Here is a 26088-nt window from a genome sequence, read left to right as displayed (position 1 = left end):
GATGCCTGCAAGCCATCTTGCAGATGGGTTTTGGCAGACCCCGGTTCTGCTGAACAGGTAATAGCGGTTTTGCGTAAGTGCTGAATTTAAATTTGTCTTCCGGAGATCACTATGCATGCTCAAGGTTTATACGACCCATCCAATGAACACGACGCCTGTGGCGTCGGTTTTGTTGCCCATATCAAAGGCAAAAAGACCCATGCCATCGTTGATCAGGGTTTGCTGATATTGAAAAACCTGGACCACAGGGGTGCCGTTGGTGCGGATGCCCTGATGGGTGATGGTGCCGGTATCCTGATCCAAATTCCTGATCAGTACTATCGTGAAGAGATGGCCAAGCAGGGCATCGACCTGCCGCCGCCAGGTGAATACGGTGTCGGCATGATCTTCCTGCCTAAGGAACATGCATCCCGTCTGGCCTGTGAACAGGAAATCGAGCGTGCCGTGCGCGCCGAAGGCCAGGTGGTACTTGGCTGGCGCGATGTGCCGGTGGACCGCGAAATGCCGATGTCGCCTACCGTGCGCGAAAAAGAGCCTGTCATACGCCAGATTTTCATAGGCCGTGGCCCGGATATCATGGTGACGGATGCGCTGGAACGCAAACTCTATATCATCCGCAAATCCGCAGTACACGCGATTGAAGCGCTGAAGCTCATCCACGGCAAAGAATACTTTGTGCCATCCATGTCAGCCCGTACCATTGTATATAAAGGCTTGTTGCTGGCGGACCAGGTTGGTGTCTACTATAAAGATTTGCAGGATGAGCGCTGTGTTTCTGCGCTGGCGCTGGTGCATCAGCGTTTTTCTACCAATACCTTCCCTGAATGGCCGCTGGCTCACCCGTATCGCATGATTGCGCACAATGGTGAAATCAATACGGTAAAAGGTAACTTCAACTGGATGCGAGCCCGTGAAGGCGTGATGAAATCCGCCGTACTCGGCGATGATTTGCAAAAGCTGTATCCTCTGATTTTTGAAGGTCAGTCTGATACGGCAAGTTTCGACAATGCGCTGGAACTGCTGGTCATGGCCGGATATCCTATTGCGCAAGCCATGATGATGATGATCCCGGAAGCCTGGGAAAATCACACCATGATGGATGAAAATCGTCGCGCCTTCTATGAATACCATGCCGCCATGATGGAACCATGGGACGGCCCGGCCGCCATGGCATTTACTGATGGCCGCCAGATCGGCGGCACACTGGATCGTAATGGCCTGCGCCCAGCACGCTACATCATCACGGATGATGATCTGGTCGTCATGGCATCTGAATCCGGTGTTTTGCCGATTCCTGAATCCAAGATCATCAAAAAATGGCGTCTGCAACCAGGCAAGATGTTCCTGATCGACCTGGAAGCAGGCCGCATCATCGATGACAAGGAAATCAAGGATACCTATGCCAATGCCAAGCCTTACAAGCAATGGATACGATCAGTACGCATCAAGCTCAATGACCTGAAGCCAGGTGCAGACAAGGCTGAATACAGCGCCAGTCTGCTGGATCGCCAACAGGCATTCGGCTACACCCAGGAAGACCTGAAGTTCCTGATGGCACCTATGGCCCTGGCTGGCGAAGAAGCCATCGGCTCGATGGGCAACGACTCTTCACTGGCAGTCATGTCGAACAAGCTGAAGCCTTTGTATAATTACTTCAAGCAATTGTTTGCCCAGGTCACCAATCCGCCTATCGATCCTATTCGTGAAGCGATGGTGATGTCGCTGGTATCCTTCATTGGTCCAAAACCGAATCTGCTGGATACCAATAACATCAATCCGCCTATGCGTCTGGAAGTGTCACAGCCTATCCTGGATTTTGCCGACATTGCCAAGCTGCGTAACATCAGCGCGAACACCGGCGGCAAGTTCCAGTCGTATGAACTGGATATCTGTTATCCGGTGGCATGGGGCAAGGACGGCATTGAAGCACGCCTGGCTTCTATCTGTGCTGAAGTGGTCGATGCGGTCAAGTCTGGTCATAACATCATGATCATTACTGATCGCAAGATGGATGCCAACTATGTCGCCATTCCGGCATTGCTGGCGACTTCGACCGTGCATCAGCATCTGGTCAGCAAAGGCTTGCGTACGACGACAGGTCTGGTGGTGGAAACCGGCTCTGCCCGTGAAACCCATCACTTTGCCCTGCTGGCGGGGTATGGCGCAGAAGCTGTTCATCCTTACCTGGCGATGCAGACACTGGCCGATATGGCGAAAGACCTGTCCGGCGATTTGTCGGCTGAAAAAGCGGTCTACAACTACACCAAGGCAGTGGGCAAGGGCTTGATGAAAGTCATGTCCAAGATGGGTATCTCGACCTACATGTCTTACTGTGGCGCGCAGATTTTTGAAGCCATTGGTTTGAACAAATCGCTGGTGGATAAATACTTCAAGGGTACTGCGTCCAACGTTGAAGGCATAGGCGTGTTTGAAGTGGCAGAAGAAGCCCTGCGTTTGCATAAACTGGCTTTCAGCAGCGACCCTGTACTGGAAAATGCACTTGATGCCGGTGGTGAATATGCTTACCGTGTACGTGGTGAAGACCATATGTGGACGCCGGATGCGATTGCCAAACTGCAGCATTCCACCCGTTCCAACAACTACAATTCTTACAAAGAGTACGCCCAGATCATCAATGATCAAAGCAAGCGTCACATGACTCTGCGCGGCCTGTTTGAATTCAGGATAGACCCAGCCAAGGCTATTCCTCTGGATCAGGTTGAAGCTGCCAAGGAAATCGTCAAACGCTTTGCGACTGGTGCGATGTCTCTTGGTTCCATCAGTACCGAAGCACATGCCACGCTGGCTGTGGCGATGAACCGCATAGGCGGTAAATCGAACACGGGTGAAGGCGGTGAAGATCCTGCGCGTTATCAGCAAGAGCTGAAAGGCATCCCTATCAAGCAGGGCCAGACTATGGCATCTGTTGTTGGCAAAGACCAGATAGAAGTCGATATCCCTTTGCAGGATGGTGATTCCCTGCGTTCCAAAATCAAGCAGGTGGCATCTGGCCGCTTTGGTGTGACGGCAGAATATCTGAGTTCCGCAGACCAGATACAGATCAAGATGGCGCAGGGTGCGAAACCTGGTGAAGGTGGTCAGTTGCCAGGCCACAAAGTGTCTGAATACATTGCCAAACTGCGCTTCTCGGTACCTGGCGTGGGCTTGATTTCGCCTCCACCGCATCATGATATTTATTCGATTGAAGATCTGGCACAGTTGATTCATGATTTGAAAAACGTCAACCCAAAAGCATCGATCTCGGTCAAGCTGGTGTCTGAAGTGGGTGTAGGTACGATTGCTGCCGGTGTTTCCAAAGCCAAGGCGGATCACGTGGTGATCGCCGGTCATGATGGCGGTACCGGCGCATCACCTTTGTCTTCCATCAAACATGCCGGCACACCGTGGGAACTGGGTTTGTCTGAAACCCAGCAAACGCTGGTCTTGAATGGCTTGCGTGGCCGTGTGCGGGTACAGGCCGATGGTCAGATGAAAACCGGTCGTGACGTTGCCATCGCAGCCATGCTGGGTGCAGACGAAATCGGTTTTGCGACAGCACCGCTGGTGGTTGAAGGCTGCATCATGATGCGCAAATGCCATCTGAACACGTGCCCGGTCGGCGTGGCGACACAAGACCCGGTCTTGCGTGCCAAGTTCTCTGGCAAGCCTGAATATGTTGTGAACTACTTCTTCTTCGTTGCTGAAGAACTGCGTCAGATCATGGCGCAACTGGGTATCCGTACGTATGACGATCTGATTGGTCGCGTTGATTTGCTCGACAAATCCAAAGCGGTTGGTCACTGGAAAGCCAAGGGGCTGGATTTCAGCCGCATCTTCCATCAGCCAGAAGTGGCTGAAGGTGCAGCAATACGTCATATTGATGTACAGGATCATGGTCTGGACAAGGCACTGGATAACAAGCTGATCGCTCAGGCAAAAATCGCTTTGGAAACCGGCGAAAAAGTATCCTTTATCTCACCTATCAAAAACCTGAACCGCACTGTCGGTACCATGCTGTCCGGTGAAGTGGCCAAAAAATACGGCCATGCCGGTTTGCCGGATGACACCATCCATATCCAGTTGCAGGGTACGGCCGGTCAGTCTGCCGGTGCCTTCCTGGCGCATGGCGTGACCCTGGATTTGGTGGGCGAGGGCAATGACTACGTGGGTAAAGGTTTGTCCGGCGGCCGCATCATCATCCGTCCGAATACCGAATTCCGTGGCTGGGCGGTTGATAACATCATCTGCGGCAATACCGTGCTGTACGGTGCGATTTCTGGCGAAGCCTTTATCAACGGTGTTGCCGGTGAACGTTTTGCGGTACGTAACTCTGGTGCGCTGGCAGTGGTCGAAGGAACCGGTGACCATGGTTGCGAATACATGACTGGCGGTACCGTCATCGTGCTGGGTAACACAGGCCGCAACTTCGCTGCCGGTATGTCGGGCGGTATCGCTTATGTGTATGACCCGGAAGGCGAATTCGAAGCCAAATGCAATATGTCCATGGTGACCCTGGAGCCACTGCTGGCAGGTGATGTGCAGGTAGCTACGCTGGACAAATCCATCTGGCATAGCCGCCTCAGTGGCGGTGAAAGAGAAACAGATGAAGCCATTCTGCGTAATCTGATCGAGCGTCATTTCAAACATACAGGCAGTACCCGTTCCCGCAATCTGCTGGACGACTGGGCCCGTAGCCGCGCCAAGTTCGTCAAGGTATTCCCTACCGAATACAAGCGCGCACTGGGTGAAATGTATGCGGCCAAACAAGCCGCAGGAAAAAAGGAAAAAGTCACAGCATAAAACGGATGACCACGCCGCAGCCTGGCTGCGGTGTGTCTGCTTGTGTTGTTCAGACTATTCAGCTTGTTCAGATTAAGACAGGGCAAAGGCCCGCAACGATATTGAGGTTAGAAAATGGGTAAAATCACCGGCTTCATGGAATACCAGCGCTTGCAGGAAGCAAGCGAAGCACCACAGTCACGCAAAAAGCATTACAAGGAATTTCTGGTCCATCTGGATGATGGTCAGGCTAAGGTACAGGCCGCACGTTGTATGGATTGCGGTATTCCTTTCTGTAACAACGGCTGTCCGGTCAATAACATCATTCCAGACTGGAATGACCTGGTTTTCAACGGCAATTACAAACTGGCGTTGGATACACTGCATTCCACCAATAACTTCCCGGAATTTACCGGCCGTATTTGCCCCGCACCTTGCGAATCTGCCTGTACCCTGGGTATCAACAGTGACGCAGTAGGCATCAAGTCGATAGAACATTTCATCATCGACAAAGGTTGGGAAAATGGCTGGGTTGTGCCACAAGTGCCTTCCATCAAAACCGGCAAAAAAATCGCCGTGGTCGGTTCTGGCCCCGCAGGCATGGCCGCCGCGCAGCAACTGGCACGTGTTGGCCATGATGTGACCGTGTTTGAAAAGAATGACCGCGTTGGTGGTTTGCTGCGTTATGGCATTCCTGACTTCAAGATGGAAAAATCGCATATCGACCGCCGTGTAGATCAGATGGTAGCTGAGGGCGTGACTTTCCGTACCGGCATATTCGTCGGCAAGGATTTCCCGGCAACAGTCACCAACTGGGCCAAGGAAACCGTCTCGCCTGAACAACTGCAAAAAGAATTTGATGCCGTCATCATCGCCGGTGGCGCAGAAACACCACGTGACCTGCCAGTGCCTGGCCGCGAATTGAAAGGCGTGCATTTCGCCATGGACTTTCTGCCATTGCAAAACAAGGTGAATGCCGGTGACAAGGTCAAAGACCAGATCATGGCCAGTGGCAAGCATGTAGTGGTGATCGGTGGCGGTGATACCGGTTCGGATTGCGTCGGTACCTCGAATCGTCATGGCGCCAAATCGGTTGCCCAGTTTGAACTGATGCCACAGCCACCAGAACAGGAAAACAAGCCCATGGTCTGGCCTTACTGGCCAACCAAATTGCGCACTTCTTCTTCACATGAAGAAGGTTGCGAGCGTGACTGGGCAGTTGCCACCAAGCGTCTGGAAGGCAAGGGCGGCAAAGTCGACAAGCTGATCGCCTGTCGCGTTGAATGGAAAGACGGCAAAATGCAGGAAGTGCCGGATTCCGAATTTGAAATGAAAGCCGATCTGGTCTTGCTGGCCATGGGCTTTGTCTCGCCAGTCCAGCAGGTACTGGATGCTTTCGGTGTAGACAAGGATGCGCGTGGCAATGTCAAAGCGACCACGGATGGTGCCGGCTGCTATAAAACCAATGTCGATAAAGTGTATGCCGCAGGTGATATGCGTCGTGGCCAGTCGCTGGTGGTGTGGGCGATACGCGAAGGCCGTCAGTGTGCACGTGAAGTCGATGCATTCCTGATGGGCGAATCGGTACTGCCGCGTTAGTTGGAATTGTACTGAATACCTGTATTGGTTGTTCTATGCTGCTGATAAGAGTGGCAAAGGGCAGGCAACAGAAGTAAGTATTGGATATATGAAATAAGCAAGGGGGCAGGCAAGGGCAAGCAAGGGGCAGGCATTTAAGGCTTGCCCCGATTCATTTGTGTTGTTACATGCACATACATTACTCATGCTTGATCACGTAGCAGCAGTTTTTTGTGTATGCTGGATACCTGAATAGGTTCGTTAACACAGTAAAGAAGTTGATTCAAGGGTAAGTATTTGTAAATAACTGACTTATCGTTCATTAAAAAATTTATTTTTCATCCCTCATTTTTGAATAAAATTTTGAGATGGTTAGTTTTGCTGCATTTTGCGTGGAATTATTCAATTATTCCGAATTTATCGCGAATCGTTGCATTTTTATCATAGTTGTCTGTACAACCCTCTTTGCTGTTCTGCATTACAATCTAGCTTTTACAAAACTATCTTCTCTGCTGTGCCAAATCTTGTAGAAATTCGTGATATCCACTTTGGGTATGGAGATCGGGCAATTTTGTCCGGGCTGCATATGGATTTTCCACGCGGTAAACTGATTGCCGTGATGGGTGGTTCTGGATCAGGTAAGACAACGATACTGCGTCTGATCGGTGGGCAGATTCGCGCCCAGCAAGGAAGTGTCAGCGTCAATGGACAGGAAATCAGCAAGCTCGATAATAGTGGTTTGTATGCTATCCGCCGCAAAATGGGCATGCTGTTCCAGCACGGTGCCTTGTTCACCGACCTGAGCGTATTTGATAATGTGGCTTTTCCCTTGCGTGAGCATACGGATCTGAGTGAATCCATGATACGCGACCTGGTGCTGCTTAAATTGCAGGCAGTCGGTTTGCGTAATGCAGCAGGTCTGATGCCGTCTGAAGTCTCAGGTGGTATGGCCAGACGGGTAGCTTTGGCGCGCGCAGTGGCGTTGGACCCCGAACTGATCATGTACGATGAGCCATTTGCCGGTCTTGACCCGATTTCCATGGGGGTTGCTGCCAATCTGATACGGAACTTGAACGACGCTCTGGGGTCTACATCCATTCTGGTTTCGCATGATGTGCATGAAACCTTTGCGATAGCGGATTATGTCTATTTCTTGTCCAAGGGCAAAATCGTCGCACAGGGTACGCCGGAAGAAATGCAGGTCTCGGATGATCCTTACGTCAGGCAGTTTGTGCATGCCGAGGCAGATGGTCCGGTTCCCTTTCATTACCCTGGTGCTTCCCTACAGGATGATCTTAGACTGGAGAAGCGTGCATGATAATTGAAAAAATAGGCGGTGCTGTCAGGTCGACTGTGGCTGATCTTGGCTATTCTGCACGCAGCTTTTTTTCTATCCTGAGTAATTGTCTGGGCTTGTGGCGCAGGCCGCGCCTGGTGACAGACCAGATACATTTCATCGGCAATTATTCCATGCTGATCATTGCCGTGTCGGGATTGTTCATCGGTTTTGTGCTGGCGTATCAGGGGTATTATGTTTTGAACCGTTATGGTTCAGAAGAAGCACTGGGTTTACTGGTGGCACTGTCACTGACGCGTGAACTGGGCCCGGTGGTGACGGCCTTGTTGTTTGCTGGCCGTGCAGGTACTTCATTGACGGCAGAAATAGGTTTGATGAAGGCAGGTGAACAACTGGCCGCCATGGAAATGATGGCAGTTAATCCTATACAAAGGGTGCTGGCACCACGTTTTCTGGCAGGTATTATTGCCATGCCAATATTGACATCGATATTCAATGCGATGGGTGTGATTGGTGGTTACATCGTTGGCGTGAAACTGATAGGCGTCGATAATGGCGCCTTCTGGTCGCAGATGCAGGCTGGCGTGGAAATCTGGCAAGACATAGGTAATGGCGTCATCAAGAGTATCGTATTTGGTTTTGCAGTAAGTTTTGTCGCCCTGTTTCAAGGGTATGAAGCGCAGCCTACACCTGAGGGCGTGGCGCGTGCCACCACCAGGACGGTGGTAGTGTCTTCCTTGCTGGTGTTGTGTCTGGATTTCATACTGACGGCGTGGATGTTTCAATGATCGTGGATGACACGATGAGGAAACATACACCTTGTATAGCGTGTATATAGAATATGCGAGCAAGTACAGCATGCCTGAATTTTAAACATCGCCCGTCTGTAATGATGAAGAGTTTCATTTCTACTGATGGCGCATACGGATTGATTTGTTGATGCCCCGCTAAATGGCGGGCTAACAAAATGTAGGAAAAAGAAAATGCAAAAAAAATCTCTGGATTTCTGGGTTGGTCTGTTTGTGGTGCTGGGTGCACTGGCTTTGCTGTTCCTGGCGCTGAAGGCCGGTAACCTGAGTTCGCTTTCGTTTGAGCAAACCTATTCCGTGACGGCACGTTTTGATAATATCGGTGGCCTTAAACCCAGAGCCGCAGTGAAAAGCGCTGGCGTGGTGGTCGGTCGCGTCAGTCAAATCAAGTTTGATGATAAAACCTTCCAGGCTACGGTCGTGATGGATCTCGAAAAACGCTATAAATTCCCACAGAACTCATCCATCAAGATTTTGACGGCGGGTTTGCTGGGCGAACAATACATAGGTCTGGCACCTGGCAGCGACGAAGATAAATTCCTGGCTGCTGGTGACAGAATTAAATTTACACAGGATGCGATTGTGCTGGAAAACCTCATCAGCCAATTCCTGTTCAGTAAAGCCGCAGATGGCAATACGGAAGAGAAAAAATGAAATCCCAATCCCCATTTCCTGCATTCTCCGGGTTGCGCAGACTGCTGCCCCTGTTACTGCTACTCACCAGCATCGTGCTGACGGGATGCAGTACGGTAACGGTCGACAAGATCAAGGACAAGGCAGATCAAACCCTTGATGTATTGAGTACCAAGACCAATATCGGTAAAAACCCGCGTGACCCGCTCGAAGGTTTCAACCGTGCCATGTTCAGTTTCAATGACACCATCGATCAGGCTATCGTCAAACCAGTGGCTGAAGGCTATCGTGCTGCCTTGCCAACGTTTGTGCAAACCGGTGTCGGTAACTTCTTCAGCAATATCGGTGATGTCTGGAATGCGGTGAACAATATATTGCAGGGGCGCGTGAATGATGGTGTGACTGACGTCATGCGTTTTGCCGTCAACACCACCATTGGTATCGGCGGCTTGCTCGACATCGGTTCTGCTGCCGGTATGCCCAAGCACAATGAAGACTTTGGGCAGACCTTGGGCAAGTGGGGTGTGAAGTCCGGGCCGTATCTGGTGTTGCCGGTATTGGGGCCATCAACAGTACGTGATGCGCTGGCGACCCCGGTTGATATGAAAGGTGATTTGTGGACCTACAAGCGGCCGGTCTACGTGAAAAACATAGGTACAGTGTTGCGTCTGGTGGACAAACGTGCATCGGTGCTGGATGCCGGCAGTTTGCTCGAAGAAGCGGCGCTGGATAAATATGTATTTTTCCGGGATGCTTATTTGCAACGTAGGGCTGGTCAGGTAAATCCTGAAGATGATTAAGTTCGTTGTGTTTGTGTAAATTACTTGTTGGATATGCTGATCTGGCGTGCACAAATTGTAAGAAATAATAACAGCCGTCAACCTGGTTGCAGGCTGGCAGGTTAACGCGGTATGCATATCGCATAAAAAGGAATAAAAATGAAAAATCTGATCACAAAAGTAATTGCTCTGGCCACGCTTGGTATGGCCCTGTTTGGTGGTAATGCGATGGCGCAACAAGAAGCGCCGGATGTATTGGTCAAACGCATCAGTCAGGAAATCATTGATCTGGCCAAGAATGACAAGGAAATTCAGGCCGGTAATCAAAAGCGTGTCTATGACATGGTGGAAAGCAAGATCCTGCCGTACATCGACTTCCCACGCATGACATCGCTGGCTGCCGGCAAAAGCTGGAAAGAAGCTACTCCTGACCAGCAAAAGCAGTTGACTAACGAATTCCGCACTCTGTTAGTGTTCACTTACTCTGGCGCTATATCCCAGATCAAGGACCAGCGCGTAGAATTCAAACCTATGCGTGCTGCCGCTGACGATACAGAAGTGGAAGTCCGTTCCCAGGTGATCCAGACCCGTGGCGAGCCTATCCAGTTGAACTATCGCCTGGAGAAGCTTGCATCTGGCTGGAAGATTTTTGACATCAATGTACTTGGTGCATGGTTGGTGGAAACCTATAAAGGCAGCTTTTCGGCAGAAATCACCAAGTCTGGTATCGATGGTCTGATCAAGACACTGGCTGACAAGAACAAAAAACTGGCAGCTGCCGGTGCTGGCAAAACAGCCAGCAAATAAGCCTGAAGAGGTATTTGTGTATAAAGTAACAGGCGAGTTATGCCATGACAATGCCCCCGCAGCAGTGACTGCGGGCTTGTCTGCCATTGCCTCGGGGCAATTAGCCTTCGATTTGTCTGATCTGAGCAAGATAGATTCAAGCGCCGTGGCGGTCATGATTGAATGGCAACGTCATGCCTTGCAGCGCGGCGCGCAACTACAGTTCGAGGGCGTTCCCGGTAGTTTGCTCAGTCTGATCTCTTTATATGGCCTGAGCGAGCAGTTTCAGGTCGCCGTTCCAGAACGACATTGACGCTTCCCACCTGGTAGCGTCGTGCTGCCAGTCACTGAAATGCACAGCGCCTGCCCATGACGCTGTGCCATTCCAGATCAAATCCGGAAAATCCCCTATAATCAAAGGTTTCGCCACCTGAATGGCGTTTAAGCCCAAGCTTCTTGTTCTTTCTACCCCTGATGAGCACGTAAAGTGCAAACAACGCCAGATGGCAGCCATACAAATTACCAATATACAAAAACGCTACCAGTCGCTACAAGCACTGGGGGGCGTCTCACTCACTATCGAAGAGGGTGAGTTTTTCGGTTTGCTGGGGCCTAATGGTGCCGGTAAGACTACCTTGATTTCCATTCTGGCGGGCCTGAACCGGGCTGATGCTGGCAATATCACCGTGCAAGGCCACGATGTGGTCACGGATTACCGCAATGCCCGCAAAAAGCTGGGTGTGGTGCCGCAAGAACTGGTGTTTGATCCTTTCTTCACCGTACGCGAAACCCTGCGCATGCAATCCGGCTATTTTGGTCTGAAAAATAATGACAAATGGATAGACGAGGTGATGGAAAACCTTGATCTGACCAACAAGGCCGACACCAATATGCGCGCCCTGTCTGGTGGTATGAAGCGTCGTGTGCTGGTCGCACAGGCGCTGGTGCATAAGCCACCCGTCATCGTGCTGGATGAACCGACTGCCGGTGTCGACGTGGAATTGCGTCAGACACTGTGGCAATTCATTGCCCGTCTGAACCGCGAAGGCCATACCGTGGTCCTGACCACGCATTACCTGGAAGAAGCGCAAGCGCTGTGTAACCGCATCGCCATGCTGAAACTGGGCAAGGTGGTGGCGCTGGACAGCACAGCGAATCTGATCAAACGCATTTCCGGCTCACAATTGCGCATTACGCTGGCGGCCAGTGCAGTGGTGACACTACCAGCCAGCCTGCGCGACAAAGTCATCACGCATGAAACACCGTCTGATCCACGCCAGTTTGCCCTGCGTGTGACTGACTATGATCAGGTCGAAGGCATGCTGGCAGCCTTCCGTGCGGATGGCTGTGTGATAGAGGATATGCAATTGCTGCAAGCGGATCTGGAAGATGTCTTCCTGCAAATTATGGAGGGCGCCAAATGAGTAACCTGACCGGCTTTAATACCCTGTTCTACAAAGAAGTCTTGCGCTTCTGGAAGGTAGCCACGCAAACCATTACCGCGCCCATCATGACGGCGATCCTGTATCTGCTGATTTTCGGACATGTGCTGGAAGATCATGTGCAGGTCTATCCTGGTGTCAAATACACGGCTTTCCTGGTGCCGGGCCTGGTGATGATGAGTGTCTTGCAAAATGCATTTGCAAATTCTTCTTCATCGCTGATACAGTCCAAGATCACTGGTAACCTGGTATTCATCTTGCTGCCACCGCTGTCGCACTGGGAGATTTTCAGCGCTTATGTGCTGGCAGCCATCCTGCGCGGTGTTGCCGTCGGTGCTGGTGTATTCATCGTAACGGCCTGGTTTGCCGACCTGCATTTTGTCGCACCGTGGTGGATAGCGATTTTTGCTTTCCTTGGTGCGGCCATGTTGGGCACCATGGGTTTGATCGCCGGTATCTGGGCAGAAAAATTTGATCAGCTTGCTGCTTTTCAAAACTTTCTGATCATGCCTGCCACTTTCCTGTCGGGCGTGTTTTATTCCATCCATTCCCTGCCTGGTATCTGGCAAAGTATTTCGCGTTTCAACCCGTTTTTCTACATGATAGACGGCTTCCGCTTTGGCTTCTTCGGCAAGTCCGACGTTGATCCTTTGCAAAGTTTGCTGATCGTATGTCTATTTTCGCTGTTGCTGGCTACCATCGCCATCAATATGCTGAAACGTGGATATAAGTTACGACACTGAGTACGACACTAAGTACGTCCCGGAGTTAGCATTAATGAATACACCAGTTGCTTCACCATTTTGATCAAGAAAGTTAGCCGTGTTTCCTACGCCCGAACAAATTAAACATTACATAGCAGCCGGTCTGGAATGTACGCACCTGGAAGTCGAAGGCGACGGCCAGCATTTCAAGGCCGTGATCGTTTCTGCTGCCTTTGCCGGCAAGCGCCCGATACAGCGCCACCAACTGGTGTACGCCGTGCTGGGTGACCGCATGCGTGAAGAAATACATGCCCTTTCGATGAAAACACTGACTCCTGAAGAGTACGCCGCATAATGGATAAATTATTGATTACAGGCGGCAAGCGCCTGAATGGTGACATACACATCTCCGGTGCCAAGAATGCGGCACTGCCTATCCTGTGCGCAGGCTTGCTGACTTCGGGTGACGTGGTTTTGCACAATGTGCCATCCTTGCAGGACGTCAGCACCATGCTGAAGCTGCTGCGTCAGATGGGTTTGCAAGTCACGCAGGAAAATGGTGTGACTACCCTCAATGGCAATGCCGTCGACAAGCTGGAAGCACCGTATGATCTGGTGAAAACCATGCGTGCATCGATACTGGTGCTTGGCCCCTTGCTGGCGCGTTTTGGTGAAGCCAAGGTATCGTTGCCAGGTGGCTGCGCGATTGGTTCTCGTCCTGTGGATCAGCATATCAAGGGCCTGCAAGCCATGGGTGCCGAGATCACCATAGAAGCAGGATATATTCATGCACGGGCAAAGAAACTAAAAGGTGCCCGCATCGTCACTGACATGATTACCGTGACGGGTACCGAGAATTTGCTGATGGCCGCCACGCTGGCCGAAGGTGAAACCGTGCTGGAAAACGCCGCACGTGAGCCGGAAGTCACTGATCTGGCCAACCTGCTGGTTGTCATGGGTGCGAAGATAGAAGGCATAGGCACAGATCGTCTGGTCATCCAGGGTGTTGACAGCTTGCATGGTGCAACCCATACCGTGATCGCTGACCGTATAGAAACCGCAACCTTCCTGTGCGCGGTAGCTGCCACTGGTGGTGACATTACCCTGAAAAATACCCGTAGTGACATTCTTGATGTCGCTCTGGATAAATTGCGTGAAGCTGGCGTTATTCTGACCACAGGTCCGGACTGGATACGTGCGCAAATGAGTGGACGTCCCAAGGCTGTCGGGTTCCGCACTACCGAATATCCGGGTTTTCCTACTGATATGCAGGCGCAATTCATGGCCTTGAACTGTATTGCGCAAGGTACCAGCCGCGTGACAGAAACCATTTTCGAAAACCGTTTCATGCATGTGCAGGAAATGAACCGCCTGGGCGCAAAGATAGAAATCGATGGTCACACGGCGATTGTGAATGGCGTCGACAAACTGGTCGGTGCGCCGGTGATGGCCACTGATTTGCGTGCCTCTGCCTCGCTGGTGATTGCTGCCATGGTGGCCGAAGGTGAAACCCTGATCGACCGTATCTACCACCTGGATCGCGGCTATGACCGTATGGAAGTCAAACTCTCCGCAGTTGGTGCACAGATACAGCGAGTCAAATAATGTCTTCACCCATATCTTCGCAATTGACACTGGCCTTGTCCAAGGGCCGCATCTTTGAAGAAACCCTGCCATTGCTGGAAGCAGCGGGCATACGTGTGGCAGAAGATCCAGAGAAATCACGCAAGTTGATTCTGGCCACCAATGATCCTGATGTGCGCGTGATTATCGTACGTGCATCTGATGTGCCTACCTATGTGCAATATGGCGCCGCCGATTTCGGCGTAGCCGGCAAGGATGTCCTGCATGAACATGGTGGTGCAGGCCTGTACCAGCCTATCGATCTGAATATTGCCAAATGCCGCATGTCGGTGGCGGTGTCGGTTGGTTTTGATTATGAAAATGCCGTACGTCAGGGGGCACGCCTGCGTGTCGCCACCAAGTACACAGAAACTGCGCGTGAGCATTTCGCCAGCAAGGGGGTGCACGTCGATCTGATCAAGTTGTATGGTTCGATGGAACTGGCACCGCTGGTTGGTCTGTCGGATGCGATTGTCGATCTGGTCAGTACCGGCAGCACCCTGCGTGCGAATAATCTGGTAGAAGTCGAACACATCATGGAAATTTCTTCACGACTGGTGGTCAACCAGGCAGCGCTGAAATTGAAACGTGAACGCCTGCAACCCATACTGGAGGCATTTGATCGCGCCTCCAAAGCAAATGCATAATTGACCAAGAGAACAGCATGGCATCCCTGATTACCCGGCTTGATACCGCCGATGCAGATTTTTCCAGGAAACTGACTTCACTGCTGGCCTTTGAAGCCAGTGAAGATGAAGCGATAGACCGCGCTGCCGCCCAGATTCTGGCTAGCGTCAAGACCAGCGGCGACACCGCTGTGCTGGAAGCGACCAATCGCTTTGATCGTTTGAATGCCAGTAGCGTTGCCGCGCTGGAGTTGACACAGGAAGAAATGCAGGCAGCACTGGCGTCCCTGAATACCGAGCGTCGCACAGCGCTGGAAACTGCAGCAGCACGCGTACGCGCTTATCACGAAATTCAAAAAGCAGAATGTGGTTCTGCCGGTTTCAGTTATACCGAAGCGGATGGCACGGTGCTGGGGCAAAAAGTTACGCCACTCGATCGCGTCGGTATCTATGTACCGGGCGGCAAGGCTGCTTACCCATCTTCCGTATTGATGAATGCGATACCGGCCAAAGTGGCAGGCGTCAAAGAAATCATCATGGTCGTGCCTACACCAGATGGCGTGAAGAACCCGCTGGTATTGGCGGCGGCGGCAATTGCCGGTGTTGATCGCGTGTTCACTATCGGTGGTGCCCAGGCTGTCGGGGCGCTTGCGTATGGCACGGCAACCATACCACCTGTTGATAAAATTGTTGGCCCAGGTAATGCCTATGTGGCTGCGGCCAAACGCCGTGTGTTTGGCGTGGTCGGCATAGATATGATTGCCGGTCCTTCCGAGATTCTGGTCTTGTGCGATGGCACGACCGACCCGGACTGGGTCGCCATGGATCTGTTTTCGCAGGCAGAACATGACGAGCTGGCACAATCTATCTTGTTGTGCCCGGACGAAGCCTATATCGAAGCCGTGCAGGCCAGCATCGTCAAGTTATTGCCAGACATGCCCAGGCATGAAGTGATACGCACTTCACTGGCCAATCGCGGTGCCCTGATCAAGGTGCGCGATATGGATGAAGCCTGTGAAATAGCCAACAGCATCGCGGCCGAACATCTGGAAATTTCCGCAGAAAATCCGCAGCAATGGGCAGACAAGATACGTCATGCCGGGGCCATGTTCCTCGGGCGTTATTCATCTGAAGCACTGGGCGATTATTGTGCAGGCCCCAACCATGTGTTGCCGACTTCGCGTACCGCAAGATTTTCTTCACCGCTGGGCGTATATGACTTCCAGAAGCGTTCATCAATGATCCACGTCAGCGAGCAGGGCGCGCAGACCCTGGGTAAGGTAGCTGCTGAGCTGGCATATGGCGAAGGCTTGCAGGCCCACGCGCGCAGCGCAGAATTGCGGCTCAAGTCATGAAGGCGAAACCGCTGTCTGCCATGAATACCTGCATATGATGGCTGAATGGCGTAACCAGATTTTTTGTGAAGACGCGCTGCAAGGATTGGCGCGCTTGCCCGATGCCAGTATCGATTTATTGCTGGCTGACCCGCCGTATGGCCTGGGCAAGGATTATGGCAATGATTCCGACAAGATGGAATCTGCGGCCTACCTGGAATGGATGGCGCAATGGGTGGATTTGGCCTTGCCCAAACTGAAAGCAAATGGCAGCCTGTACATCTTCCTGACCTGGCGATATTCACCAGAAGTCTTTGTCATGCTCAAGCAGCGCATGAGCATGATGAATGAAATCATCTGGGACAGACGGGTACCCTCCATGGGGGGCAGCGTGCGCAAGTATTCATCAGTGCATGACACCATAGGCTTTTTTGTCAAAGCCAAAGATTATTATTTTGATCTGGATGCAATACGCATCCCGTATGATGCAGCCACCAAGAAAGCGCGCAGCCGGAAAATTTTCGAAGGCGCGAAATGGCTGGAAATGGGATTCAATCCCAAAGATGTCTGGAGTGTGTCGCGCCTGCACAGAGAGCATGCCGAACGCGAAGAACATCCTACCCAAAAACCGCTCGAAATCATCGAGCGCATGATCAAGGCTTCCTGCCCACCCGGCGGTGTTGTTCTCGATCCCTTCATGGGCAGCGGCACCACCGCCGTAGCTGCCAAACGTTGCGGGCGTGATTTTGTCGGTTTCGAATTGAATGCCGACTATTGCGCAATGATAGAAAATCGCCTGGCCCTGATCGATACGGAAGAAATCTCTGTTTGATTGAGTGATTAATCACTCAGACCCGGCCTGCGCGATTTTCAATGAACTGAGCCTGAACATGGAGCAATAATTGAGCATCACCAAACTGATACGTCCTGAAATCGCCAGCCTGTCCGCCTACCATGTGCCGGATGCCAGCGGTTTTGTGAAGCTGGATGCGATGGAGAACCCCTACCTGCTGCCACCCGACATGCAGCAGGAACTGGCGCAGCATCTGGCGGGTGTGGCATTGAACCGTTATCCGCAGCCAGCGTATGCCAGCCTCAAGCAACTGATCGCCGACAAGCTCGGTGTGCCTGCCGGCCATGACATTGTGCTGGGCAACGGCTCGGATGAACTCATCAGCATGGTATCCATCGCCTGCGCCAAACCAGGTGCCAAGGTATTGGCGCCGGTGCCCGGTTTTGTCATGTATGCGATGTCGGCCCTGTTTGCCGGGCTGGAATTTGTGGGCGTAGACCTGAACCCCGATTTCACGCTGAACAAAACGGCCATGCTGGCGGCGATTGCCGAGCATCAACCGGCCATCATCTATCTGGCTTATCCGAACAATCCTACCGGCAGTTTGTATGATGCCGATGACATGCTTGCCATTTTGCAGGCAGTGGGGGATACGGGTATCGTCATCGTTGACGAAGCGTATCAACCCTTTGCCCAGGCCAGTTTCATGTCCCGGCTGGCAGAGTTTGATAATCTGGTGGTCATGCGTACCGTGTCCAAGCTCGGCCTGGCAGGTATACGCCTTGGTTATATGGCGGGCAATAATGCCCTGATGCATGAATTTGAAAAAGTGCGTCCCCCCTACAATATCAATGTACTGACGCAGGCGGCGGCAGAATTTGTGTTGTCAAGAGTAGAAGTACTGGATGCCCAGGCAGCCGAATTGCGTCAGCAGCGCACGGAATTGATGGCAGCGATGGCAAGCTTGCCAGACGTGCAAGTGTTTCCATCGGCTGCCAATTTTGTGTTGATTCGTGTTGCGAATGCCGAACAAGTCTTTGTGAAATTACGCGAACAAAAAATTTTAGTCAAAAATGTAGGTAAAATGCATAATCTGCTGGGACACTGTCTGCGCATTACAGTCAGTACCCGGGAAGAGAATGCTCTTTTTCTTGCTGCCCTGGCAGCATCTTTATCATCAAAATGAATAAGCCAATTGAACGCATTGCGGCGGTTACCCGCAATACCAATGAAACGCAAATCCGTGTCGCCATCAATCTTGACGGTACTGGCCAGCAAAAACTGAACACCGGTGTGCCTTTTCTTGACCACATGCTGGATCAGATCGCCCGTCATGGCCTGATCGATCTGGACATTGAAGCCGTCGGTGATTTGCATATCGATGCTCACCATACCGTGGAAGATGTCGGTATTACGCTGGGCCAGGCATTTGCCAAGGCCATAGGTGATAAAAAAGGTATCCGCCGTTATGGCCATGCCTATGTACCTCTTGACGAGGCATTGTCACGCGTCGTCATCGATTTTTCTGGCCGCCCAGGTCTGGAATACCATATTCCCTTTACCCGCGCCATGATAGGCAATTTTGATGTGGACCTGACGCGTGAGTTCTTCCAGGGTTTTGTGAACCATGCGCTGGTGACTCTGCATATCGATAACTTGCGTGGCGACAACTCCCATCATCAATGCGAAACGGTATTCAAGGCTTTTGGCCGCGCCTTGCGCATGGCAACCGAGCTCGATGCACGCGCCGCCGGGACCATACCTTCGACCAAAGGCAGCCTTTAAATCCTGATGCCAGCCTTGCTGGCAAATCATTATGAACAAAATTGTTGTTGTAGATTACGGTATGGGCAATTTGCGCTCGGTAGCGCAAGCCCTGCGTGCCGTTGCGCCAGATGCCAATGTATTGATCTCGGGCGAAATCGCCGATATCCAGAGTGCAGACCGTATCGTCCTGCCGGGGCAGGGCGCCATGCCTGATTGCATGAGCTGCCTGCGTGAATCGGGGTTGCAAGATGCCTTGCTGGAAGCCGCCCGTAACAAACCCCTGTTTGGTGTTTGCGTAGGTGAGCAAATGCTGTTTGACATCAGTGAAGAAGGTGAAACACCGGGCCTGGGCCTGTTGCCCGGCAGAGTGGTACGCTTTGCGCTGGAAGGTCAGTTGCAGGAAGATGGCTCACGCTTCAAAGTACCGCAAATGGGCTGGAACCGTGTACAGCAATCACAGTCTCACGCTTTGTGGCAAGATATCGCAGACGATGTTTATTTTTATTTTGTGCATAGCTACTATGCGCGCCCTGCTGATGGCCAGCATACAGTCGGTGTGACCGATTATGGCAGTCCATTTGCCTGCGCAGTAGCCCGCGACAATATTTTTGCGACACAGTTTCACCCTGAAAAGAGTGCAGCAGCCGGCTTGCAACTGTATAAGAATTTTGTACACTGGAAACCCTGAGCGCATTTTTTCCTGAACAGATTTTTTGCTTTCCGTTTTGCTTATTCGTTTTGCCTATTCTTTTTACTTATCCATTTTATTGTCAATCTGACGCCCACACTTTTCTCATATCATGCTGCTCATCCCTGCTATCGACCTGAAAGACGGTCACTGCGTACGCCTTAAACAAGGTGATATGGACCAGGCTACCGTGTTCTCCGAAGATCCTGCTGAAATGGCACGTCACTGGCTGCGCCAGGGTGCACGTCGCCTGCATCTGGTGGACTTGAACGGTGCCTTTGCCGGCAAGCCAAAAAATGAGGCTGCGGTCAAAGCCATCATTCAGGCTGTGCGTGACTATGCCGAAGAAACCGATACCGAAGAAATCCCTGTGCAACTTGGTGGTGGTATCCGCGATCTGGACACAATAGAACGTTATCTGGACGACGGCCTGTCCTACATTATCATCGGTACCGCAGCGGTCAAGAACCCTGGCTTTCTGGCAGATGCCTGCAGCGCGTTTCCAGGTCAGATCATCGTCGGCATTGATGCCAAGGATGGCAAGGTAGCTACCGATGGCTGGAGCAAATTGTCAGGCCATGAAGTTATCGATCTCGCTAAAAAATTTGAAGATTATGGCGTCGAAGCCATCGTCTATACCGACATCGGTCGTGATGGCATGATGGGTGGCGTGAACATTGAAGCAACCGTCAAGCTGGCGCAAGCCGTCAGCATTCCTGTGATTGCTTCTGGCGGCGTGCACAACCTGGCAGACGTGGAAGCCCTGTGTGCCGTGCAGGATGAAGGTGTGGAAGGTGTGATCTGTGGCCGTTCGATTTACGAAGGCACCCTGGATTTGTCGTCAGCACAGGATCGTGCCGATGAACTTAGCGGTGAATTCGATGATGAAGAAGAAACTGAATGAGCTTAGCCAAACGTATTATCCCTTGTCTGGATGTGACTGCCGGTCGCGTCGTCAAGGGCATTAATTTCCAGGAACTGCGCGATGCCGGTGATCCGGTAGAGATCGCCCGTCGCTATGACGGGCAGGGCGCAGATGAAATTACTTTTCTTGATATCACCGCGTCATCTGATGGCCGTGATCTGATCTTGCCGATTATCGAAGCCGTGGCTTCGCAAGTGTTTATCCCGCTGACGGTCGGCGGTGGCGTGCGTACGGTCGCCGATGTGCGTCGACTGCTGAATGCCGGTGCCGACAAGGTTGGCATCAATACGTCGGCGGTGACCAATCCGCAACTGGTGGCCGATGCAGCGCATAAATATGGCTCGCAATGCATCGTCGTTGCCATCGATGCCAAAAATGTAGCACCAGGCAAATGGGAAGTATTTACCCATGGCGGCCGCAATGCCACGGGTTTGGATGCGGTTGAATGGGCACAGCACATGGCCAAGCTGGGGGCCGGTGAAATTTTGCTGACCAGCATGGACAAGGACGGTACCCGTTCGGGTTTTGATCTGGGCCTGACCCGTGCAGTGTCGGATGCGGTCTCCATTCCCGTCATTGCCTCTGGTGGTGTGGGTGGTCTGCAAGACCTGGCGGACGGTATCAAAGTCGGCGGTGCGGATGCCGTACTGGCAGCCAGCATTTTCCATTACGGACAACATACAGTCGGTGAAGCAAAGCAATTTATGGCGGCACAACATATTCCCATGAGGTTGTCATGAGCGCGGCAAAATGGTTGAACAAGGTCAAATGGGATGAAAACGGCCTGGTGCCTGTCATCGCCCAGGAAGCCAGCAGCAATGACGTACTGATGTTTGCCTGGATGAACCGGGATGCCCTGGCAAAAACGGTGGAACTGGGTGAAGCCGTTTACTGGAGCCGTTCGCGCAAAAAACTCTGGCATAAAGGCGAAGAATCGGGCCACATCCAGAAGGTCAAGGAAATCCGCATCGATTGCGATGAAGACGTGGTTTTGTTGAAGATAGAACAGACGGACAGCATCGCCTGCCATACAGGACGCCATTCCTGCTTCTTCCAGAAATTTGAAGGCAGCCTGAATGATGGCGACTGGGAAGCGGTTGACCCTGTGCTGAAAGACCCCGAAAGTATTTACAAGTAAGTATTTACCAATGAGTGCCGTGAAATGACAGTAACACAAGAGCAGACTTTGCAGCGTCTGGCAGAGATCATAGAAAGCCGTAAGCTGGTCAATGGTGGTGATCCGGACAAATCCTACGTCGCCCGCCTGTTTTCCAAAGGTGACGATGCCATACTCAAAAAAATAGGCGAAGAAGCAACAGAAACCGTGATGGCGGCCAAGGATGCACGCGTCTCGGGTGACGCCACCAAGCTTTTATATGAGTGTGCTGACCTTTGGTTTCATTCGCTTGTCATGTTGGCGCAGTATGATCTCAGCCCTCAACAGGTGCTGGACGAACTGGCCAGGCGCGAAGGTATTTCTGGCATAGAAGAAAAAGCGGCACGCAAGGATGCCTGACTGATATCAACCGGCTTTAATTGGTATTAAGCGGTATTCAGCGGTATTAACTGGTATCAAACGGTATCAAAATAATCATGCATCTTGTTGAAATGAACGGATAAAACGTGGATAACTGTATTTTTTGTAAAATAGCTGCCAAACAGATTCCTTCCGCCACGGTGTATGAAGATGAAGAATTGCTGGCTTTTAAGGATATCAATCCGGCTGCCCCGGTGCACCTGCTGATTATCCCTAAAACCCATATCGATACTTTGTCGGCTGTGCAGCCGGAACATACGGTTTTACTGGGTAAAATGCTGGCTCTGGCGCCAAAATTGGCGCAGGAACATGGTTGTGCCCCAGTGCAACTGGCCGATGGCAGCCTGTCCGGGGGCTATAAAACCCTGATCAACACCGGACCGGATGGCGGGCAGGAGGTGTATCATCTGCATATGCATGTGATCGGCGGCCCCAAACCATGGCGTGGGCAACGCTGAGACTGGCTTGACCGTGCGATAAAATACGCGTTACGGTTATCGGATTCTTATCAGGACTGAACGTTCTGATCATCATATTTTTCGGGAGCAAGTCTCTCACAAGGAGTAAGTAATGGGTTCATTGAGTATTTGGCATTGGCTGATTGTTCTGGTGGTGATCGTACTGGTGTTTGGTACCAAAAAACTGGGTAATGTCGGTTCAGACTTGGGCAAGGCCGTCAAGGGTTTCAAGGATGGCGTCAAAGGCGAAGAGGAAAAAACTGCTGCTTCCCAGCAGGTTGCCGATAAAAGCACCATAGACGTAGAAGCAAAAGAAAAATCCAAGCTGTGATGTTTTTTTTGACGATTCATCCGTATTTCCTGCCCAGGTCTGACCAATGATAGATCTGGGTATCAGCAAACTCGCCCTGATTGGTGTGGTTGCCTTGATCGTGATAGGCCCTGAAAAATTGCCAAAAGTGGCAAGGATGGCCGGTACCCTGCTGGGACGGGCGCAGCGCTATATCAATGAAGTGAAATCCGAAGTCAGCCGCGAAATCGAGCTGGAAGAGTTGCGCAAGATGCAAAAGGATGTGCAGGAGGCTGCCCAGAATGTCGAGCAGTCGATACATCAGACCTGGTCAGAAACCGAAAATGAACTGCGCAACATCGGACAGGAAACCGAGTCTGCACTCCTGCATACTGCTACGCCAGAACAACTGGCTGTCAAGGCAAAAAACTTCCGCCGCAAGAAACTGGCACGGTCTTCTGCCGTGCCTGCCTGGTACAAAAATCGTCATGGTCAAAGACAGAAGATCATCTCAGGCTCGGCCAGAATGGCACGCCATCGGGTAACAGCCCGTTCTGGCAGCAGCTTCTTTTAATTGTCGCTTATGTTTTTGCGTATTTATAATCTGGCGGTATTCGCATGAGCGAGCAAACGGAACATAGTCCTGAAGAAAGCTTCATCTCGCACCTGGTCGAGTTGCGTGACCGGCTGGTGAAGGCCATGTATGGCCTGGGTATAGCCTGTGCAGCATTGATGGCCTGGCCTGGCCCATCGGCGATTTATGACTTTCTTGCAAAACCCATGCTGGCATCCCTGCCGGCGGGTTCCAAAATGATAGCGACAGGCGTCATATCGCCATTCCTGGTGCCAATGAAAGTCACCTTGCTGATGGCATTTATGCTGGCGTTGCCGTGGATACTGTACCAGGCATGGGCTTTCATCGCTCCTGGCCTGTACACCCATGAAAAGCGCCTGGTGGCACCGCTGGTGATTTCTTCTTCGGTCCTGTTCCTGAGCGGCGTCGCGTTCTGTTACTTCCTGGTGTTTGGCCGCGTCTTCAAATTCATTAATGAATTTGCGCCGACCTCGATCAGTGTGGCGCCAGATATAGAAAACTACCTGGATTTCATCATTTCCATGTGCCTGGCGTTTGGGGTGACATTTGAAGTGCCGGTGGTGGTGGTGGTGCTGGTACGCATGGGTCTGGTACCGCTGGAAAAACTCAAGGCCATACGCCCCTATGTCATCGTTGGTGCTTTTGTCATCGCCGCCATCGTGACACCGCCGGACATCGTCAGCCAGTTTTCACTGGCCATACCGATGATTATCCTGTTTGAACTGGGTTTGCTGATTGCTCCGCTGTTCGTGAAGGCAACTCAGGCACCCGAATCGACAGAATCAAACGGCGGGAACTGATCTTAACCAGCTTACCAGCGGCTTTGCGCTCTGGTAGGCTTTCAGCAGGGTGGCTTTCAGGTCATCCGTATCCATGCCCTTGAGTGGGCATTCTGTCCACACCATGAAATTTTTCAGCTTGATCTGCTCTATGTGAGGCAGATCAGCATCAAAGCCTTTCGGCGGGCGTTGCAGCTTGCCTTCATCCTGCAAGACACCAAAATACTGTTTCAGCTTCTTGTCCTTCAATACTTTGGCAAAGCCATCCGGGTCAGCCACGATCTGGTTACGTATCGCTTTCAGGCGGTCTGATGGCGGCATGTATTCACCGCAGGCATAAAACAGGCGTCCTGTACCATCCATCTGAAAATAATAAGCTGGCCCGCCGCCTTCGCTGGGTTTTTTGCGCCCGCTGGGTAAAATTGACGAGGAAAATGTTGTCTTGTAGGGCGATTTGTCATGGGCAAAGCGCACATCGCGGTTGATGCGGAACAACGCTTTTTTCGGTTCCAGCCCGGCAATCGCCGGATCAAACTTGCTGATGTCGGCAATCAGTTCCGTTACCAGTTGCAAGAATTCTGCGCGCAGGATGTCGTAGCGCGGCTTGTTCATGACAAACCAGGCGCGGTTATTGTTGTCGCCCAGTTCGGACAGGTAAGCTTGCAAATCAATCAGGTGCATGGGGTTTTACTCTCTCTGTTCTTCTCTGCGTGCCGGTGGGCGTTTGCCTATCAGGACTTCCAGTGTGGGTTCCTTCGTGTCACGCAAGACGGTAATTTTAGCCTTGTTGCCAGGTTTTAGCTGCGCTACCAGATTCAGCATCTGGGTGGTGTCGCCCACGGCTTTACCTTCGATTGCGATCAGGATGTCACCTGGTTTCATGCCAGCCTTGTCGGCTGGGCCGCCACGGATGACGCCAGCGATGATGGCACCGGATTTTTGCTTCAGGCCAAAGCTCTCAGCCAGCTCGGGCGTGATGTCTTGCGGTTCTACACCTATCCAGCCGCGCACCACGTGGCCATTGGTGATGATGGATTCCATCACCAGCTTGACGGTGGATACCGGAATGGCAAAACCTATGCCTACCGAACCGCCGTTTTGCGAATAAATTGCGGTATTGACGCCAAGCAGATTGCCATTCACATCCACCAGTGCACCACCAGAATTGCCGGGATTGACGGCGGCATCGGTCTGGATGAAGTTTTCAAAGGCATTGTCGGTCAGGTTATTACGGCCCAGGGCCGAGATAATGCCCATGGTGACAGTCTGGCCGACGCCGAAGGGATTGCCTATGGCCAGCACCACGTCACCAACGCTGGCCTGGTCCGAGCGACCAAAGGTGATGGCAGGTAAATCGGTCAAATCGATTTTAATGACCGCCAGATCGGTTTCCGGATCGGTGCCGACCACTTTGGCATTGGCCTTGCGACCATCGGCCAATGCGACTTCGATATCGTCGGCAGATTCGACCACATGGTTATTGGTCAGAATATAGCCCTGGGTACTGACGATCACGCCAGAACCCAGGCTGGACAGACGTTCTGCCTGCGGGTTTTGCTGATCGCCAAAAAAACGCTTGAGGAATGGATCGTTGAGCAAGGGATTGCGACGCTGCCTGACCTCTTTCGAGGTGTAAATATTCACGACCGACGGCATGGCATGCTTGGCCGCCGCACCATACGAGCTTTGTGCCGGCACGCTATTCGGTGGTGCTTCCTTGACGGTGACACCTGCATTCATGGGCAGATCCTGCCCCGCACGATAACCACCTTTTACCCAGGCGGGTTTCAAGGTGGTTACAATAAACCATATCGCCAGACCGACAGTGACAGTTTGGGCAAACAATAACCAAAGACGACGCATAGTG

The 26088-nt window shown here is 52.0% G+C and carries 28 protein-coding genes; 26 read left to right on the top strand and 2 right to left on the bottom strand.

Annotated features, from left to right (window positions below; all coding sequences use genetic code 11):
- Positions 1-111 precede the first annotated feature (111 nt).
- From ACO0LK_RS02795 to tatC, 26 genes are all read left to right on the top strand, one after another.
- On the top strand, positions 112-4800 hold the full coding sequence (locus tag ACO0LK_RS02795) for a glutamate synthase-related protein (protein ID WP_422971955.1): 4689 nt from the start codon (positions 112-114) through the stop codon (positions 4798-4800).
- A 114-nt stretch (positions 4801-4914) separates the two neighbouring features.
- A complete protein-coding gene (locus tag ACO0LK_RS02790; RefSeq protein WP_422971953.1) occupies positions 4915-6378 on the top strand; it encodes a glutamate synthase subunit beta in 1464 nt (487 codons plus the stop codon).
- Between the two features lie 493 nt (positions 6379-6871).
- Positions 6872-7675 carry an ABC transporter ATP-binding protein gene (locus ACO0LK_RS02785; protein ID WP_422971951.1) on the top strand — a complete coding sequence of 268 codons (804 nt, stop codon included), beginning with the start codon at positions 6872-6874 and terminating at the stop codon, positions 7673-7675.
- Complete coding sequence (mlaE, locus tag ACO0LK_RS02780; RefSeq protein WP_422971949.1) at positions 7672-8442, top strand: lipid asymmetry maintenance ABC transporter permease subunit MlaE; 771 nt, start codon at positions 7672-7674, stop codon at positions 8440-8442. Before ACO0LK_RS02785 ends, mlaE begins: the two co-directional genes overlap by 4 nt.
- Positions 8443-8637: 195 nt before the next feature.
- Positions 8638-9117 (top strand): outer membrane lipid asymmetry maintenance protein MlaD, encoded by a 480-nt coding sequence (mlaD, locus tag ACO0LK_RS02775; RefSeq protein WP_422971948.1) that lies wholly within the window; start codon positions 8638-8640, stop codon positions 9115-9117.
- Positions 9114-9896, top strand: a complete 783-nt coding sequence (locus tag ACO0LK_RS02770) for an MlaA family lipoprotein (protein ID WP_422971946.1) — start codon at positions 9114-9116, stop codon at positions 9894-9896. Before mlaD ends, ACO0LK_RS02770 begins: the two co-directional genes overlap by 4 nt.
- A 138-nt stretch (positions 9897-10034) precedes the next feature.
- Positions 10035-10682, top strand: coding sequence for an MlaC/ttg2D family ABC transporter substrate-binding protein (locus tag ACO0LK_RS02765; protein ID WP_422971944.1), 648 nt, complete (start codon positions 10035-10037; stop codon positions 10680-10682).
- A gap of 16 nt (positions 10683-10698) precedes the next feature.
- On the top strand, positions 10699-10974 hold the full coding sequence (locus ACO0LK_RS02760) for an STAS domain-containing protein (protein ID WP_422971942.1): 276 nt from the start codon (positions 10699-10701) through the stop codon (positions 10972-10974).
- A gap of 190 nt (positions 10975-11164) precedes the next feature.
- The gene (locus ACO0LK_RS02755) at positions 11165-12085 is read left to right on the top strand and encodes an ABC transporter ATP-binding protein (protein ID WP_186947701.1); all 921 of its coding nucleotides are present in this window, start codon (positions 11165-11167) and stop codon (positions 12083-12085) included.
- Positions 12086-12090: 5 nt separating this feature from the next.
- A complete protein-coding gene (locus ACO0LK_RS02750) occupies positions 12091-12846 on the top strand; it encodes an ABC transporter permease (RefSeq protein WP_422972453.1) in 756 nt (251 codons plus the stop codon).
- Positions 12847-12925: 79 nt separating this feature from the next.
- Positions 12926-13162, top strand: coding sequence for a BolA family protein (locus tag ACO0LK_RS02745; protein WP_186947700.1), 237 nt, complete (start codon positions 12926-12928; stop codon positions 13160-13162).
- On the top strand, positions 13162-14412 hold the full coding sequence (gene murA, locus ACO0LK_RS02740) for a UDP-N-acetylglucosamine 1-carboxyvinyltransferase (protein ID WP_422971939.1): 1251 nt from the start codon (positions 13162-13164) through the stop codon (positions 14410-14412). The genes ACO0LK_RS02745 and murA overlap by 1 nt, the downstream gene beginning before the upstream one ends.
- An 11-nt stretch (positions 14413-14423) precedes the next feature.
- Positions 14424-15077: an ATP phosphoribosyltransferase gene (gene hisG, locus ACO0LK_RS02735; protein WP_186947935.1), complete on the top strand. Its 654-nt coding sequence runs from the start codon at positions 14424-14426 to the stop codon at positions 15075-15077.
- 17 nt (positions 15078-15094) lie between these two features.
- The gene (gene hisD / locus ACO0LK_RS02730; protein ID WP_422971937.1) at positions 15095-16411 is read left to right on the top strand and encodes a histidinol dehydrogenase; all 1317 of its coding nucleotides are present in this window, start codon (positions 15095-15097) and stop codon (positions 16409-16411) included.
- Between the two features lie 37 nt (positions 16412-16448).
- Positions 16449-17222 (top strand): DNA-methyltransferase, encoded by a 774-nt coding sequence (locus ACO0LK_RS02725; RefSeq protein WP_422971935.1) that lies wholly within the window; start codon positions 16449-16451, stop codon positions 17220-17222.
- 70 nt (positions 17223-17292) lie between these two features.
- Positions 17293-18369 carry a histidinol-phosphate transaminase gene (gene hisC, locus ACO0LK_RS02720; RefSeq protein WP_422971933.1) on the top strand — a complete coding sequence of 359 codons (1077 nt, stop codon included), beginning with the start codon at positions 17293-17295 and terminating at the stop codon, positions 18367-18369.
- Positions 18366-18968 (top strand): imidazoleglycerol-phosphate dehydratase HisB, encoded by a 603-nt coding sequence (gene hisB, locus ACO0LK_RS02715; RefSeq protein ID WP_162060928.1) that lies wholly within the window; start codon positions 18366-18368, stop codon positions 18966-18968. Before hisC ends, hisB begins: the two co-directional genes overlap by 4 nt.
- Positions 18969-18999: 31 nt before the next feature.
- Complete coding sequence (gene hisH / locus ACO0LK_RS02710) at positions 19000-19638, top strand: imidazole glycerol phosphate synthase subunit HisH (protein ID WP_422971930.1); 639 nt, start codon at positions 19000-19002, stop codon at positions 19636-19638.
- 112 nt (positions 19639-19750) lie between these two features.
- Positions 19751-20542, top strand: coding sequence for a 1-(5-phosphoribosyl)-5-[(5-phosphoribosylamino)methylideneamino]imidazole-4-carboxamide isomerase (gene hisA, locus ACO0LK_RS02705; RefSeq protein ID WP_186947694.1), 792 nt, complete (start codon positions 19751-19753; stop codon positions 20540-20542).
- Positions 20539-21303, top strand: a complete 765-nt coding sequence (gene hisF, locus ACO0LK_RS02700; RefSeq protein ID WP_186947693.1) for an imidazole glycerol phosphate synthase subunit HisF — start codon at positions 20539-20541, stop codon at positions 21301-21303. The genes hisA and hisF overlap by 4 nt, the downstream gene beginning before the upstream one ends.
- Positions 21300-21701, top strand: a complete 402-nt coding sequence (gene hisI, locus ACO0LK_RS02695; protein WP_422971927.1) for a phosphoribosyl-AMP cyclohydrolase — start codon at positions 21300-21302, stop codon at positions 21699-21701. The genes hisF and hisI overlap by 4 nt, the downstream gene beginning before the upstream one ends.
- 24 nt (positions 21702-21725) lie before the next feature.
- Positions 21726-22079 (top strand): phosphoribosyl-ATP diphosphatase, encoded by a 354-nt coding sequence (locus ACO0LK_RS02690; RefSeq protein WP_422971925.1) that lies wholly within the window; start codon positions 21726-21728, stop codon positions 22077-22079.
- 107 nt (positions 22080-22186) lie between these two features.
- Positions 22187-22558 carry a histidine triad nucleotide-binding protein gene (locus ACO0LK_RS02685; protein WP_186947690.1) on the top strand — a complete coding sequence of 124 codons (372 nt, stop codon included), beginning with the start codon at positions 22187-22189 and terminating at the stop codon, positions 22556-22558.
- A gap of 112 nt (positions 22559-22670) precedes the next feature.
- Entirely contained in the window at positions 22671-22889 is a 219-nt protein-coding gene (gene tatA, locus ACO0LK_RS02680; protein WP_162060924.1) for a Sec-independent protein translocase subunit TatA, read from the top strand.
- Positions 22890-22935: 46 nt separating this feature from the next.
- On the top strand, positions 22936-23421 hold the full coding sequence (gene tatB / locus ACO0LK_RS02675) for a Sec-independent protein translocase protein TatB (protein ID WP_422971923.1): 486 nt from the start codon (positions 22936-22938) through the stop codon (positions 23419-23421).
- Positions 23422-23465: 44 nt separating this feature from the next.
- A complete protein-coding gene (tatC, locus tag ACO0LK_RS02670; protein ID WP_422971921.1) occupies positions 23466-24242 on the top strand; it encodes a twin-arginine translocase subunit TatC in 777 nt (258 codons plus the stop codon).
- On the opposite strand, the gene ACO0LK_RS02665 is transcribed toward tatC, so the two are convergent.
- Positions 24225-24902 (bottom strand): DUF2461 domain-containing protein, encoded by a 678-nt coding sequence (locus ACO0LK_RS02665; protein WP_186947687.1) that lies wholly within the window; start codon positions 24900-24902, stop codon positions 24225-24227. The two genes, tatC and ACO0LK_RS02665, sit on opposite strands and share 18 nt — an antisense overlap.
- A 6-nt stretch (positions 24903-24908) precedes the next feature.
- Complete coding sequence (locus ACO0LK_RS02660; protein WP_422971919.1) at positions 24909-26084, bottom strand: Do family serine endopeptidase; 1176 nt, start codon at positions 26082-26084, stop codon at positions 24909-24911.
- Positions 26085-26088: the final 4 nt, after the last annotated feature.

This window comes from Undibacterium sp. Ji49W, assembly GCF_049340205.1.
Lineage (GTDB): Bacteria > Pseudomonadota > Gammaproteobacteria > Burkholderiales > Burkholderiaceae_D > Undibacterium.
This window is presented reverse-complemented; position numbering and strand designations above follow the sequence as displayed.

Excerpts from the sequence above, each read along its gene's own strand:
- ACO0LK_RS02795 (WP_422971955.1), top strand. The coding sequence starts at position 112 with ATGCATGCTCAAGGTTTATACGACCCATCCAATGAACACGACGCCTGT.
- ACO0LK_RS02790 (WP_422971953.1), top strand. The coding sequence starts at position 4,915 with ATGGGTAAAATCACCGGCTTCATGGAATACCAGCGCTTGCAGGAAGCA.
- mlaE (WP_422971949.1), top strand. The coding sequence starts at position 7,672 with ATGATAATTGAAAAAATAGGCGGTGCTGTCAGGTCGACTGTGGCTGAT.
- mlaD (WP_422971948.1), top strand. The coding sequence starts at position 8,638 with ATGCAAAAAAAATCTCTGGATTTCTGGGTTGGTCTGTTTGTGGTGCTG.
- ACO0LK_RS02770 (WP_422971946.1), top strand. The coding sequence starts at position 9,114 with ATGAAATCCCAATCCCCATTTCCTGCATTCTCCGGGTTGCGCAGACTG.
- ACO0LK_RS02765 (WP_422971944.1), top strand. The coding sequence starts at position 10,035 with ATGAAAAATCTGATCACAAAAGTAATTGCTCTGGCCACGCTTGGTATG.
- ACO0LK_RS02755 (WP_186947701.1), top strand. The coding sequence starts at position 11,165 with ATGGCAGCCATACAAATTACCAATATACAAAAACGCTACCAGTCGCTA.
- murA (WP_422971939.1), top strand. The coding sequence starts at position 13,162 with ATGGATAAATTATTGATTACAGGCGGCAAGCGCCTGAATGGTGACATA.
- hisD (WP_422971937.1), top strand. The coding sequence starts at position 15,095 with ATGGCATCCCTGATTACCCGGCTTGATACCGCCGATGCAGATTTTTCC.
- ACO0LK_RS02725 (WP_422971935.1), top strand. The coding sequence starts at position 16,449 with ATGGCTGAATGGCGTAACCAGATTTTTTGTGAAGACGCGCTGCAAGGA.
- hisB (WP_162060928.1), top strand. The coding sequence starts at position 18,366 with ATGAATAAGCCAATTGAACGCATTGCGGCGGTTACCCGCAATACCAAT.
- hisH (WP_422971930.1), top strand. The coding sequence starts at position 19,000 with ATGAACAAAATTGTTGTTGTAGATTACGGTATGGGCAATTTGCGCTCG.
- hisA (WP_186947694.1), top strand. The coding sequence starts at position 19,751 with ATGCTGCTCATCCCTGCTATCGACCTGAAAGACGGTCACTGCGTACGC.
- hisF (WP_186947693.1), top strand. The coding sequence starts at position 20,539 with ATGAGCTTAGCCAAACGTATTATCCCTTGTCTGGATGTGACTGCCGGT.
- hisI (WP_422971927.1), top strand. The coding sequence starts at position 21,300 with ATGAGCGCGGCAAAATGGTTGAACAAGGTCAAATGGGATGAAAACGGC.
- ACO0LK_RS02690 (WP_422971925.1), top strand. The coding sequence starts at position 21,726 with ATGACAGTAACACAAGAGCAGACTTTGCAGCGTCTGGCAGAGATCATA.
- tatA (WP_162060924.1), top strand. The coding sequence starts at position 22,671 with ATGGGTTCATTGAGTATTTGGCATTGGCTGATTGTTCTGGTGGTGATC.
- tatB (WP_422971923.1), top strand. The coding sequence starts at position 22,936 with ATGATAGATCTGGGTATCAGCAAACTCGCCCTGATTGGTGTGGTTGCC.
- tatC (WP_422971921.1), top strand. The coding sequence starts at position 23,466 with ATGAGCGAGCAAACGGAACATAGTCCTGAAGAAAGCTTCATCTCGCAC.
- ACO0LK_RS02665 (WP_186947687.1), bottom strand. The coding sequence starts at position 24,902 with ATGCACCTGATTGATTTGCAAGCTTACCTGTCCGAACTGGGCGACAAC.
- ACO0LK_RS02660 (WP_422971919.1), bottom strand. The coding sequence starts at position 26,084 with ATGCGTCGTCTTTGGTTATTGTTTGCCCAAACTGTCACTGTCGGTCTG.